Annotated in this window: 15 protein-coding genes and 1 pseudogene; 6 read left to right on the top strand and 10 right to left on the bottom strand. The window is 50.5% G+C overall.

The window, feature by feature from the left end:
- Both ABLU87_RS18845 and ABLU87_RS18840 read left to right on the top strand, forming a co-directional pair.
- Complete coding sequence (locus ABLU87_RS18845; RefSeq protein WP_032747569.1) at positions 1 to 1,569, top strand: SUMF1/EgtB/PvdO family nonheme iron enzyme; 1,569 nt, start codon at positions 1 to 3, stop codon at positions 1,567 to 1,569.
- A gap of 35 nt (positions 1,570 to 1,604) precedes the next feature.
- Positions 1,605 to 2,108, top strand: coding sequence for a hypothetical protein (locus tag ABLU87_RS18840; protein WP_017901263.1), 504 nt, complete (start codon positions 1,605 to 1,607; stop codon positions 2,106 to 2,108).
- Between the two features lie 59 nt (positions 2,109 to 2,167).
- On the opposite strand, the gene ABLU87_RS18835 is transcribed toward ABLU87_RS18840, so the two are convergent.
- Positions 2,168 to 2,623, bottom strand: a complete 456-nt coding sequence (locus tag ABLU87_RS18835) for an IrmA family protein (protein ID WP_032747566.1) — start codon at positions 2,621 to 2,623, stop codon at positions 2,168 to 2,170.
- A 552-nt stretch (positions 2,624 to 3,175) separates the two neighbouring features.
- Between ABLU87_RS18835 and ABLU87_RS18830 the strand changes: the two genes are divergently transcribed.
- The 3 genes from ABLU87_RS18830 to istB all read left to right on the top strand — a co-directional run bounded on the left by ABLU87_RS18830 (position 3,176) and on the right by istB (position 5,483).
- Positions 3,176 to 3,532, top strand: coding sequence for a hypothetical protein (locus tag ABLU87_RS18830; protein WP_031521479.1), 357 nt, complete (start codon positions 3,176 to 3,178; stop codon positions 3,530 to 3,532).
- Positions 3,533 to 3,681: 149 nt separating this feature from the next.
- On the top strand, positions 3,682 to 4,704 hold the full coding sequence (istA, locus tag ABLU87_RS18825) for an IS21 family transposase (protein WP_032747563.1): 1,023 nt from the start codon (positions 3,682 to 3,684) through the stop codon (positions 4,702 to 4,704).
- Positions 4,701 to 5,483: an IS21-like element ISSen3 family helper ATPase IstB gene (gene istB / locus ABLU87_RS18820; protein ID WP_032747561.1), complete on the top strand. Its 783-nt coding sequence runs from the start codon at positions 4,701 to 4,703 to the stop codon at positions 5,481 to 5,483. The genes istA and istB overlap by 4 nt, the downstream gene beginning before the upstream one ends.
- Before the next feature lie 68 nt (positions 5,484 to 5,551).
- On the opposite strand, the pseudogene tssB reads toward istB, so the two are convergent.
- From tssB to ABLU87_RS18780, 8 genes and pseudogenes are all read right to left on the bottom strand, one after another.
- Positions 5,552 to 5,944, bottom strand: a pseudogene (tssB, locus tag ABLU87_RS18815) (type VI secretion system contractile sheath small subunit); the annotation flags it as partial.
- 134 nt (positions 5,945 to 6,078) lie between these two features.
- Positions 6,079 to 7,059 carry an IS5-like element ISKpn26 family transposase gene (locus ABLU87_RS18810; RefSeq protein ID WP_032216024.1) on the bottom strand — a complete coding sequence of 327 codons (981 nt, stop codon included), beginning with the start codon at positions 7,057 to 7,059 and terminating at the stop codon, positions 6,079 to 6,081.
- Between the two features lie 758 nt (positions 7,060 to 7,817).
- Positions 7,818 to 8,291 carry a DUF2913 family protein gene (locus ABLU87_RS18805; protein ID WP_239661200.1) on the bottom strand — a complete coding sequence of 158 codons (474 nt, stop codon included), beginning with the start codon at positions 8,289 to 8,291 and terminating at the stop codon, positions 7,818 to 7,820.
- 225 nt (positions 8,292 to 8,516) lie between these two features.
- The gene (locus tag ABLU87_RS18800; RefSeq protein WP_032747553.1) at positions 8,517 to 9,065 is read right to left on the bottom strand and encodes an inovirus-type Gp2 protein; all 549 of its coding nucleotides are present in this window, start codon (positions 9,063 to 9,065) and stop codon (positions 8,517 to 8,519) included.
- A gap of 78 nt (positions 9,066 to 9,143) precedes the next feature.
- Positions 9,144 to 9,560 carry a putative zinc ribbon protein gene (locus ABLU87_RS18795; protein ID WP_032747550.1) on the bottom strand — a complete coding sequence of 139 codons (417 nt, stop codon included), beginning with the start codon at positions 9,558 to 9,560 and terminating at the stop codon, positions 9,144 to 9,146.
- Positions 9,548 to 9,970, bottom strand: coding sequence for a putative zinc ribbon protein (locus tag ABLU87_RS18790; RefSeq protein ID WP_049287231.1), 423 nt, complete (start codon positions 9,968 to 9,970; stop codon positions 9,548 to 9,550). Before ABLU87_RS18790 ends, ABLU87_RS18795 begins: the two co-directional genes overlap by 13 nt.
- A 288-nt stretch (positions 9,971 to 10,258) precedes the next feature.
- Complete coding sequence (locus tag ABLU87_RS18785) at positions 10,259 to 10,498, bottom strand: AlpA family transcriptional regulator (protein ID WP_028016384.1); 240 nt, start codon at positions 10,496 to 10,498, stop codon at positions 10,259 to 10,261.
- A 152-nt stretch (positions 10,499 to 10,650) separates the two neighbouring features.
- A complete protein-coding gene (locus ABLU87_RS18780; protein ID WP_028016383.1) occupies positions 10,651 to 11,220 on the bottom strand; it encodes an inovirus Gp2 family protein in 570 nt (189 codons plus the stop codon).
- Positions 11,221 to 11,669: 449 nt separating this feature from the next.
- Between ABLU87_RS18780 and ABLU87_RS18775 the strand changes: the two genes are divergently transcribed.
- On the top strand, positions 11,670 to 12,023 hold the full coding sequence (locus ABLU87_RS18775; protein ID WP_021312540.1) for a hypothetical protein: 354 nt from the start codon (positions 11,670 to 11,672) through the stop codon (positions 12,021 to 12,023).
- A 44-nt stretch (positions 12,024 to 12,067) separates the two neighbouring features.
- Here the strand turns inward: ABLU87_RS18775 and ABLU87_RS18770 are convergent, their stop codons facing one another.
- A complete protein-coding gene (locus ABLU87_RS18770) occupies positions 12,068 to 13,036 on the bottom strand; it encodes an IS5 family transposase (protein ID WP_348866002.1) in 969 nt (322 codons plus the stop codon).
- Between the last annotated feature and the right edge of the window lie 10 nt (positions 13,037 to 13,046).

Here is a 13,046-nt window from a genome sequence, read left to right as displayed (position 1 = left end):
ATGGCCTTTACTCCTTCCACATTATCGCGCTGCCTGGCGCTAGCCCTGCTGGTGAAGATCTCCCCCGCGCTGGCAGAACCGTGGGCAGAGAAAACCTATAATCCGAAGCCAGATAGCGATGACGTGATTTTGCCTATGCCCTGCGAAGGTTCGATGGTATTTCGTCGGGTAGAAATTCCAGTAGCCGGTCCTCTGGATGATATTCCCATCACCTTAGGGGAAGATGGCGGTGAATGGGGCTTTGTGGAACACAGTTATCCCACGTTTATCGCCGGTAGCTTTACTGAAACGCCCCAAAATAAAGGCCGTTATTATTTAATGGCGAAATATGAGCTGTCGGCATTGCAATATCAGGCATTAACTTCCGATACTTGCCCGACACCATCGCGTAAACTTAGCCTCCCTCAAACCAGCATCAGTTGGTTTGAGGCCGTTAATTTCTCCGATAAATATAACCAGTGGTTACGCGCAAACGCGCTCGACAAGCTGCCGAAAGAAGATAACAAGCCAGGTTTTTTACGACTGCCCACCGAAGTAGAGTGGGAGTTTGCCGCGCGCGGCGGTCTGAAAGTGGATACCGCACAGTTTCGTGATTCCCGTTATCCGATGGACGACATCAAAAATTATGAGTGGTATTCCGGTTCGCAGTCCTCAAACGGGAAACTTCAGCTCATCGGTCTGTTAAATCCTAACCCGCTCGGCCTGTACGATATGTTAGGCAACGTCTCTGAGATGATGTTTACCCCCTTCTACCTCAATAAAATTAATCGATTGCATGGCCAGGCTGGCGGTTTTGTGGTGCGTGGCGGCAGCGTGATGTCCAGTGAGTCGGATATCCGCAGCGCTAGCCGTAAAGAAATTAACTATTACGATAATGCCCAGCCTTTTACCAGTAAAACAATGGGCCTGCGGTTGGTGCTGGTTTCCCAGGCAATTACCTCAACGGACCGGGTCAAACTTCTTGAGAAAAACTGGTCGACTCTCGGTGATGATAAAACGGGCGCAGAGAGCAGCAAATCCGGGTCCAATGATACGGCGAAAGCGTTAGGTAGCCTGGCTTCTGGCGTTGAAGACGGCGAGCTGAAGAAAAAGCTGAAAGATCTGGAAAACCAACTTCGTGCCAGCAACCAGCAGCAGCAAGAAGAAAGAGCACAGTCTATCCGCGCCAGCCTGAATCTGGGCTCTTTTCTCTGTACCAAATTACAGGACGATGGTCGTTTCCTTGACTTCCTCAATCACAATTATGAGCTGCTGTGCAAAGATAAAGACAGCAGCGATGCCAACTGTGCCATCCGCAAAAATAAGCTGGCGGAACAAACCGATCGTCTACAGCAGCTAACGAGCTACTACGCCAGCAGTCTGGTGGATTCCGGCACCCTGTATGGGCAAGCAGGGCTAAAAGGCGAAGTGAACGTGTTCAATCAGATGCTGATGCTGAATAAACGTCTTTCCGGTCTTAAGCCGTTCCTCGCTGCTCATTGGCAGAATCAGCAAAAATACCTAGCGAACGGCAAAATTGATACAGCTGGCTGGCTGGATACCTGCAAACAAGTAAAGAACGGCCACTAATCTTAAACATGTCAGTTTATAAAGGAGTAAGGAGCGTGAAATTAACTCTACGAATTGCGGCGTTGACCATTGTCTGTATGTCACTCAGCCAGACAGCTTTAGCTGCGTCTTACAGTGCGGAGGATCAGGAACAATTAACGCTGGAATGCCTGCTCACCAATAATAAATACGCCAGCGCCTTTATTGCGCAGGATAGCGCGGGATATGCCCTGGGAACCCAGTCTGCTCCGACTGCTGAGCTGAATCTTGTCACTAATCAACCGGGGGTTAACGCCTACTATAATTCTCAGATGATCGCCGGTGGCTCGCTTTACTGGATACGTGTCGTCAAAGGCCCCTATGAATATATTGTTTACGATAAAGAGCAGCACGGCGATATGTCAGGTGTGGTTGTCACAAAAAAAGGGAAAAGAATCTTCCACAAAGATTGCAAGGAACCTATCAAGGTGGGTACACAAAACGATGGCAGCATCTTTAGCCGATTTGCGCAAGAAGATACAGAAGGCGATCGTATTATCGATTTAATCAACAAAGCATAAACGCTTATTTCGTCGTAATGGGGATGTATATCTATCATCCCCATAGAAGGCAGCTAAAGCTATCCGCTTTTTTGTACGCTCATTTTTAATGGTTGATAATATTGCGGATCAAACATCGACAGTGGCAGAGCATGGACTGAACCATCCGAAGACGTTTCCTCAACGTCGGTAATCACGATGTTGGCTGTATTTTCAACCGCATCACAGCTGAATTCAGTTGCCGAAAGGGTTGAGCGAGTTGCACTGCTATCGCCAAACGGCTGAACATCAAGAGTTCCTTTTTCCAGAACGGCTCCCGATTTATCAGTTAATTGTAAGCTGACTGTCAGGTTATTGAATGTCCCATCACCGCCGTTATCCAGCCGGAATACCAAAGAACACACGCCCTGCACCCAACTGCTATCCGTATTACGAATACTAATATACCGATGGTCATTCTCCGTACTCACTGCGGGGCCAACCATGCCGCCACAAAGTACGGCCAGCAATAAGCTGCATAATGTTTTCTTAATCATAATCTTCTACGCCCTCATTCCTCACGCCGCCTCACAAAATTCTGTTCTCTTCCCCGATACGTATGTCGGTTTTAGCCTATTTCAGTGCCAACTCAATCTGTTCTATTGCTTTCTAAGCATATTGTAATGAGCTATATGGTTAAAAAATAGTAATACACTAAACAAACTAGCACTTCAATTTAAAAGCGTTACTCACGAAAAAATTAGAGCGATAATTAGTTCGTTAAAAATAATAACATTACAAAATTAGTAATGTCTATTCTTTCTTGTTGCTTGTAGAAAAAACAGCCTAATCAATAGACCCTATGCAAAATTCATTGAGATGGATCATTTGAGTATATGAACGGTTTTGCTAACGTCATTAATCGTTATTATGTAAAACGTTGTTTTGTTTTCCTACGTATACCTAATGCGGAATATAAGGAAATAGCATTCTATAAAGATATTGGTGAAGAATAATTAATGAGTAGTTATTGCATGGATGTTTTTAAAAAGTTAATGAATGATTCCATGAATAACATAATATCAATTAACAAATAGGTGTAAAAAGTAATGGCTACTAAAATTCGCATGGAGAATCCACGTACTGGCGAGACAGTAACAGGATTTTATGGTTTTTCCTGGACTACATTGTTTTTCGGAGCGTTTCCAGCTCTTTTCAGAAAGGACTTCATAACCTTCATCGGTACTTTTATCGTGCTGATTATCCTTGCTTTTCTCACCATGGGTATTGGCTCGATGATTGGCATGATTATTTGGGCATTCATGTATAATAAGTACTATACAACTAATCTTATTAAGAAGGGTTTTGCTTTTGCAGGAACCAACACAGAGAATGAGCTTGCATCAGGTAAGCTTAATCTCCACTTAAATGCTGATAACTGCCTCACATACAGAATTGGTAATTAAGCATCCAATTGAGCCACCAATGAGTGGCTCAAGTATTCATTATTCTTCAGGTACGAACTCAGTTGTTACCAACGGTGCAAAACTGATCCACCCCAGCGGTTGAAAATTGATCCAGGGGTTAATCTGCTCCTCTGAATACAGGGGAGCTTATGATCACTTTTGAGATTCGTATGAAAATTAAAGTCCTGCACAAGCGGGGAATGAGTATCCGGGCCATCGCCAGAGAACTGGGTATTTCGCGCAATACTGTCCGCAGCCACCTGAATGCCAATCCTGAAAAGCCGCAGTATTCACCACGCCCGGCATCATCATCACTGCTCGATGAATACCGCGATTATATCTGTAAGCGGATCAGCGACGCGCATCCCTACAAAATCCCGGCTACCGTTATTGCCAGGGAAATCATGGAGCTGGGCTATCGTGGAGGTCTGACTATCCTGAGGGAGTTCATCCGTTCGCAGACACTCCCCGTACAGGCAGAGCCGGTTGTTCGCTTCGAAACCGAGCCCGGACGGCAGATGCAGGTTGACTGGGGGACCATGCGAAACGGTAAGTCTCCCCTGCATGTGTTCGTTGCTGTTCTGGGGTACAGCAGAATGCTTTACATCGAGTTCACCGACAACATGCGCTACGACACGCTGGAATCCTGTCACCGCAATGCGTTCAGCTTCTTCGGCGGCGTACCGCGGGAAGTTCTGTACGACAAGATGAAAACGGTAGTGCTCCAGCGAGATGCTTACCAGGCCGGACAGCACCGGTTCCATCCTTCCCTGTGGCAGTTCGGCAAAGAGATGGGCTTCTCTCCGCGGCTGTGTCGCCCCTTCAGGGCACAGACTAAAGGTAAGGTGGAGCGAATGGTGCAGTACACCCGCAACAGCTTCTACATCCCGTTAATGACGCGTCTTCGCCCGATGGGGATAACCGTCGATGTTGAGACCGCAAACCGTTACGGTCTGCGCTGGCTGTACGATGTGGCTAATCAGCGGAAGCATGAAACTATCCAGACCCGCCCCTGTGATCGCTGGGTGGAGGAACAGCAATCCATGCTGGCACTGCCACCGGAGAAAAAACAGTATGACGTGCAGGTTGACGAAAGCCTGGTGACCTTCGACAGGCAGCCGTTGCATCATCCGCTGTCCATCTATGACACGTTCTGCAGAGGAGCCGCATGATGGTCGAACTACAACATCAACGGCTGATGGTGCTTGCTGAACAGCTCCAGCTGGACAGCCTTATCGGCGCGGCGCCGGCACTGTCGCAACAGGCAGTGGTTCAGGAATGGAGCTACATGGACTTCCTGGAGCACCTGCTACATGAGGAGAAACTGGCCCGGCATCAGCGTAAACAGGCGATGTACACGCGGATGGCAGCCTTCCCGGCGGTGAAGACGTTCGAGGAGTACGACTTCACCTTCGCCACCGGCGCACCTCAGAAGCAAATCCAGTCGCTGCGTTCCCTGAGCTTCATCGAACGTAACGAAAACATCGTGTTGCTGGGCCCCTCGGGCGTGGGGAAAACACACCTAGCGATAGCCATGGGCTACGAGGCAGTACGGGCTGGCATCAAGGTTCGCTTCACAACAGCAGCAGACCTGCTGTTACAGCTATCGGCTTCCCAGCGTCAGGGGCGTTACAAAGCGACACTCAATCGTGGTGTCATGGCCCCCAAACTGCTCATCATCGACGAAATAGGCTATCTGCCGTTCAGCCAGGAGGAAGCCAAGCTGTTCTTCCAGGTCATTGCCAAACGTTACGAAAAGAGCGCGATGATCCTGACCTCTAACCTGCCGTTCGGGCAATGGGACCAGACGTTCGCCGGGGATGCAGCGCTGACATCGGCAATGCTGGACCGGATCTTACATCACTCACACGTAGTCCAGATAAAAGGAGAGAGCTATCGACTGAAGCAGAAACGAAAGGCCGGGGTTATAGCGGAAGCTAATCCTGAGTAAACAAGGTGGATCAATATTAGACCGTTGGTGGTGACGGTAAGTGGATCACTTTTTACCCGTTGTTGACACTTGAGATCACGGAGTAAATTGCGCATGGAAAGCATGGCCTTCAACTGAGGGATTTGCCGGGAAACCTGCTCCGGGGTGAAATCTTTCATGCTCCGGAAGGTCAGGCTGATGTTGTCTTCGCTGCCGTCATCAGCCAGCGTGTTTTTAACGGTCAGATTGACGTTTGGGGAATATTCGGACAACACTGAGTCGAAATTATTTTTATTCAAATCAACTTTTTTGCGCTCAGACAGGGGGGCAGACTCCTGACTATTACTGAAGTCGCCCGCCACGAGCAATTTCAGGGGGAGCTCCGTTTTCTTGCTCGCGCCACCAGTGTGCAAATCAAGTTTTAAATTAATACGCACTTTAGGGATTTCGGACTGAAAGGAAGAGTTAGGGAAGGTGCGAATAAGCAGGTCATTTCTTCCCAAGCTGACTCGCTGATTAAAATTTCGCGGATCTGGGCCGATTTTTTTCCCGCAAACACATCGAATCAGCCTATTTAGGCTATTTTTTCCACCATTTCTGGCGTTATTTCCGGTTTTTACTGAGATCTCTCCCACTGACGTATCATTTGGTCCACCCGAAACAGGTTGGCCAGGGTGAATAACATCGCCAGTTGGTTATCGTTTTTCAGCAGCCCCTTGTATCTGGCTTTCACGAAGCCGAACTGCCGCTTGATGATGCGAAACGGGTGCTCCACCCTGGCACGGATGCTGGCTTTCATGTATTCGATGTTGATGGCCGTTTTGTTCTTGCGCGGATGCTGCTTCAAGGTTTTTACCTTGCCGGGACGCTCGGCGATCAGCCAGTCCACATCCACCTCGGCCAGCTCCTCGCGCTGTGGCGCTCCTTGGTAGCCGGCATCGGCTGAGACAAATTGCTCCTCTCCATGAAGCAGATTACCCAGCTGATTGAGGTCATGCTCGTTGGCCGCGGTGGTGACTAGGCTGTGGGTCAGGCCACTCTTGGCATCGACACCAATGTGGGCCTTCATGCCAAAGTGCCACTGATTGCCTTTCTTGGTCTGATGCATCTCCGGATCGCGTTGCTGCTCTTTGTTCTTGGTAGAGCTGGGTGCCTCAATGATGGTGGCATCCACCAAAGTGCCTTGGGTCATCATGACGCCTGCTTCGGCCAGCCAGCGATTGATGGTCTTGAACAATTGACGGGCCAGTTGATGCTGCTCGAGCAGGTGGCGGAAATTCATGATGGTGGTGCGATCCGGCAGGGCGCTATCCAGGGATAATCGGGCAAACAGGCGCATGGAGGCGATTTCGTACAGGGCATCTTCCATGGCACCGTCGCTCAGGTTGTACCAATGCTGCATGCAGTGAATACGCAGCATGGTCTCCAGCGGATAGGGCCGTCGGCCATTGCCCGCCTTGGGATAAAACGGCTCGATGACAGCGGTCATATTCTGCCATGGCAGAATATGCTCCATGCGGGAGAGGAAAATCTCTTTTCGGGTCTGACGGCGCTTAGTGCTGAATTCACTATCGGCGAAGGTGAGTTGATGGCTCATGATGTCCCTCTGGGATGCGCTCCGGATGAATATGATGATCTCATATCAGGAACTTGTTCGCACCTTCCTTAGACATGGCTGTCCCTGTTCTATGAAGTAATAGAAACGGTCAATGCCAGTGAGAAATAAATAAGAAAAAATTACCCTGCCAGAACAACTTTTCGGTTCGCGTCATCCGACGTAAATAAAAACCCCGGAACTAAAAAGCGGGCGCATTCCATCCACCAGCATGCCGACACTGTATTTTTGAGCATTTGCCTGAAATGGAAAATTTCGGATAAGACCCAATAGCCGGAGTATAGGAACGTTCCCTGCCAGATCGGAAATGAAAAAATGTAATAATATTTTACATTTCTAAGCTTTAACAATTAAAGATCATCTTTCTGATTTATAAGAATTTTCTTGCATAACCCCTTCAGGCCTTGTGGGATAAGGATGTGCGGCAAATGATCAGTTTATCTTAGGGTGCATATCTGTGCGAAATACCACCAATCGCATGAAATCTCTGGTTTTGTATTTTTATCGAAAAATGTGAAGCCGGACGTGACTGAGCATGTGAAAAATTGACGACATTTTCAGGTTTTCATCATTTCTGATTATTCACTTAAACGGTGCTTATTTGTTTTCGTCAGAAGAAAATAAATGTCATGACTGCCCTTTACACATGCCTCAATACCAGAAAGTAAGCACGACCCGGATATCTGCCATTCAGGGAATGGGTTGTGATCAGACTGACTAATGCGTTGAGAATGTTTGTTCTATTGCTCAGGTTGTAATGCGATCCGGTTCAACGCCATCATGACTGGCGGGAGGGCATGGGCCTGAAAAACCTCTGCACATGTTGACAGGTTGCCCGTCACCAGAAATTCCACCAGCGCAATCAGTTTACCCTCATCCGAAAATCCACCGGTCAGTGCCGACTTCCTTACCAGCAATGCATCCGTATCGCTGAATTCCTGGACCAGAAGCGCTTCATTGTCCCAGTCCTCGTCACTCACCACTGCATTGACCCAGTCCTGCGATTTAAGTTGTTCAATTGCATACGTCAGCCGGTACAAATCCGACTGAGCAGACACCGGCCCCGAGCACGAAGACCAGAGATATTCCAGACGAGTGAATAAGCTGGCAGCAAAGCCCTTCTGGCGCCCAAGTGTCATCAGACTCTCAATATCGGATGCGATAGCATGCGGAAACCGCTTTTGCTTATACGCCACAGTCAGCCAGCGCAGCAAAAATGCATGCTGAGTGGCGACAGCGCCTGACCATCCTGCTGCACGGTACGTAATGCGACAAGGGCGCACCAGGCAAAATGTGCAAGTTCAGCGACGGTTTGTTCCGGAGGTAGAGTATCGTGAGTTCTTTTCATCAGGGAATTATATCGGTGCTGAGGGTACCGGAAAAGACCAAAAAGTGATCGTGTGGGGTCAGACGGAACATCATCACGGTAACCAGTACGCTCACGGGCAAATAACACCCGTTCTGGCCGTAATCACGGGAGGTACCATGTTATCCATTCCGGCCTTCAACCGGCCAAACGGCACGGTAAAAGCGTTCTTATCTGAACGACTAATGATGAAAGATGACATGCTGGTAACGTTATTATCAGTGTGTATCACCGCACACCATGCCTCTCTGAGTATCCTGCTCATGTCCTGCTGTACGACCCCATCGCGCAAGGCCCCCAGCGTATCAAGATTAATCAGCAGCAGTATTTTGCGCTCTGGTGCACTGGCAGACTCCCACATCCATCGCAGGATCGTTGGCGGTGAACTCTGCCGCGCCTGCTGACGCTGGCGCGAATATTCGCCGGTGCGCTGCCAGACTTCAGTATGAAAACGCAGAATCAATGACCGGTATTCGCTCATGGTTTCTCGATACGGCAATTTCAGCGTAAAGCTGAATGCCGCCAGTCGCGGGTAATGGTCAACGGCCTGTTGCAGAAATGCACGCGTACTGACGGCATACGCGCTGACAGCATCAGAAGCCCGTGTGTAAGAATGATTCACAATGCAGACTCTCTTTGGGTTAAATCAGGGAAGACCCCGCCAGTGCGGCGGTATCTGGTTCATAAAGGCGAGGGAGGACTATCCGGTACTGTAGCAGTAGTTTCTCTGCCAGTTCACTTCTTCGATGCTGTAGATACCGGTCTGGCATCGGTAACAGTGCTTCACGCCCTGATAATGGTCGCCGCACCACACACAGTACCAGGACAGCGTCATCACCGTAGCATCCAGTCCGTTGAGCATATTGCGCAGCTTCCTGTGCCGGGCCCCGGCTTTCACTTCCGGGTCGAGATGGGCACAGTTCATCAGCACATCCCGGGCCACGGTCCGCGTATCGTGTTCAAACCACGCAGGGTCGCTGAAGGTGCCAGCATGCAGCACCAGACGACAGCCACAGGAAGCACAGCTCCATACCTGCCCCGGTGCGCTCATGGCTTCACCGGCCGTCACAAAGTGACCTTCACGGTCATTTGCCAGGTAACATTTCAGTACGCGCATGCCGTTACCTCTGCAGTCCGGATTTCAGCATCAGAGAGCGTCCTGCTGAACTCACCGGTTCGGCAGGTCAGGCAATAGCGCTCACCGTGATAATTACTGTCGCAACCACTGCAGTGACAGACGGCGCGGTAAACCAGCGGACGGGCATCCGGTACATACCATTGCAGCTGCCGGATATGGCGGGTCCCTTTCGCTTCCAGGTTGACATACGGACAATGCTGTCGCCCGTTATCTGTCAACATGTCGGACCGGTGTTCAAAGAACGGTCGCTCAGTGTTGTATTCAGGATGGTATCGCAGCGCACTGCCGCACAGGTGGCAGGTGTAGCGGTCATACGGATACCGTTGTGCTGTTCTGGCTCCGGTGAGACGACCATTACCGTCAAGGGCGATGAAAGATTTGGCGTACATCGTGGTACTCCTTACCGCCAGACGACACGCAGGCGTAAGCCGTCCCGATATGGGCTGCATGGCTGCGTGAATGGCGGGTCAGTTATGCGTTAGCGGAAGATGATTCTTGGTATTCAGTCTCTGCAGCCCACCGGGATTACGGTTGTGCAGATGCTACAGAGGTGCGAAAACAAACGGGGCAGGGTCTGGCACCACAATACTGCCTGCGGCAACGGGGACACTTACAGCGCGCCGGGATGTTCTGTGGTTTAGTACGGCGTTGTTTTTCCATCAACAAACCTCGTCTGCTCAGGCGCCACGGGAATCTGCGATACGCTGCTGCATCCAGGTTTCCACCTCGCTTCTGCGCCAGCGCGAACTGCGGCCCAGCTTAATGGGTTTGGGAAACAGACCGTCGCCAATCAGTTTATAAAACCACTTGTCCGTCATACCGGTGTACGTGGTGATAAAAGTCATGTCGATAAGCGGGTCCTGAGCTGAAAGCAGTGTGTCAGGACTGGCATTAATGTTCGAATTCGTCGTGGTCATGGTATTTTTCTCCCTCTGAGGATATGGCTGTCGGGAGACGTCCGGTAGTGGTTGAATCATGGGGTTACCGGTTCGCCTCAGAGGATAGGGAAACGTTGTAAAAAATTACCCGGCCCGTACGTTCAGGCCTGGTGAATCGATATATGCCTGGCTCAACCGCGGCTGCAACCGAAGTTACGTTCACCATCGCCGGTGACTTTGGTTTCGCGTTTGGCAAGATAAGCGGCCTGCGCCAGCGCCTGTTGAAGCTCTGTGGTATTACCGCGCGTCAGCCAGGACACCGGGCTCTTCGGGAAGCGGGCCAGAACGGCATGCGCCTGTGCATCCACCTTCAGAGCACTGCACCACGCCTGTTTAATCATACCTGCGAGCGAATCCGGGTCCTGGTAATCCCCCGGTCCGCACCACGTATCGCGGTTCAGCAACAGCACCGCGTGGTAATGCTTCTTCCCTTTGATTTCACCAAACTCCCGCGCCCAGACAAAACGCAGCGTGGTCGGCCAGACGCGTTTGCCCTCGCGACGTTGACGCGCCTGAAGGGCTGTAATTCGGGCTTTCAGGGAATCGGTGAAACGGGAGATAACGGCTGTATCGCTTGCCGCTGGCGTATCCGGCAGACGGAGGTCAACACGCAGGGCCAGTAAGCGGGTGTAAGCGTTAAGCGCACAACTGAAGGTATCGGCGATGCGTTGCTGCCAGAAAGGGTCGTATGTGTAACTCATTAAAATGGACTCCGGTGGGTTATCGTTCATAACCATTACCAGCGCCGTAAAAAATAACTTTTTGCCTTCAGCGGGTCCCTAAGCAGGTCCCCAGAGATGGCAGGATTCGATAAAATATCGGGGGTGGCAGGGAGATATATGCAACGGGTAGCAGCACAGTGACTGAAGCCATGAGGTCAATACGAATTAACAACGATTCTGGCGCAGGGTGACCCGAATACTGCGAAAAAACAGTCTTCCCGTTACCGACATCTCCAGGGCTACAGTGAACAATGGACATGGAAAGAAGATAACCAGAGGAAATAACGATGATTGTTGACGTTGAGGAAACCCCGGCGATCGCGCTGGCACTGTTGAAAGAAATACTTCACGACTGGTAAAAGACCGTTCCACCATCCTGGCCCTCAACCTGGCCTGTATTTAACCGGCTGGTTGAACGTCATGACGAGATGGTGGTGGTATACAGGGAGATAGCGTCCAGCAGTCTCTCCAGACAACAGCTCTGGGTGCTGCTTGAGCAGATTATCCATGCCGGTAGCTTTGGAACCGATGAGCGCTTTGCACAACTACGGGCTGATCATCAGGAGCTTACGGCCCTGAATGACAGTATCAGCGCCATGAGCCAGAAACTGGCTGAAATGCTGGAGCGACGTACAGAGCTTAGTGGGAACGGTCACTTTCATTGCGAGCGTATGCGTAAACTCACCGAATTTATCGATGATGCCGGAGAGAAGAACGATCATTATCAGCTTCACCTTAAACCAGAACTGCAGCGGCTTAATAGTTTCGATCGGCTTTGTTGAATAAATAAGATTTCGTGCGAACGACCCTGTAGCTGGCTGGATTTTCAGGCAATACGCACGCTTTCTGGCATCCCAGCCTTTGTCATCCTGTTCAACGCACGCACCATGGCCATAGCTTCCGCTACCTGACCATCGTAGTCACGCAGCGTCAGTGAATCTCCCAACAACTGCTTCATTCTGTACATTGCCGTTTCCGCTATCGAGCGACGGTTATATTCCGTTGTCCATTTCCACCGTGCATTGCTTCCGCTCAGCCGCTGAATAGCAACGGCACGGTTGCGGTCTGCGTACTCACCGGGCCAGTAACCTGCTCCTTTTCGGGGAGGAATAAGCGCGCTGATTTTTTTGCGGCGCAGTTCATCGTGACAGAGCCGGGTATCGTAAGCCCCGTCTGCCGCGGCTGCCCTGATTTTTCTGTGAGTCTGCCGGATAAGGCCCGGGAAGGCTTCTGAGTCCGTGACGTTATTCAGCGACAGGTCTGCACAGACAACTTCATGTGTGTTGCTGTCAACAGCAAGATGCAACTTTCGCCAGATACGACGGCTCTCTTTGCCGTGCTTTCTGACTTTCCATTCGCCTTCACCAAAGACCTTCAGCCCGGTGGAATCAATCACCAGGTGTGCGATTTCACCCCGGGGGGACGTTTTGAAACTGACATTAACCGACTTTGCCCGCTTACTGACACTGGTGTAATCCGGGCAGCGCAACGGAACGTTCATCAGGGCAAAAATGGAATCAATAAAACCCTGCGCAGCCCGCAGGGTCAGCCGGAATACGCGTTTAATCACCAGAACGGTGGTGATGGCGAGATCAGAATAGCGCTGGGGCCTTCCTCGTGATGAAGGCGTTGCCGACTCATACCAGGCCTGAATCGCCTCATCATCCAGCCAGAAAGTGAGGGAGCCACGGTTGATGAGAGCTTTGTTGTAGGTGGACCAGTTGGTGATTCTGAACTTTTGCTTTGCCACGGAATGGTCTGTGTTGTCGGGAGGATGCGTGATCTGATCCTTCAACTCAGCAAAA

Origin of the sequence: Klebsiella sp. CB_Kp196 (assembly GCF_040061575.1) — a bacterium.
In the GTDB taxonomy this organism is placed as follows: Bacteria; Pseudomonadota; Gammaproteobacteria; order Enterobacterales; family Enterobacteriaceae; genus Klebsiella; species Klebsiella michiganensis.
This window is presented reverse-complemented; position numbering and strand designations above follow the sequence as displayed.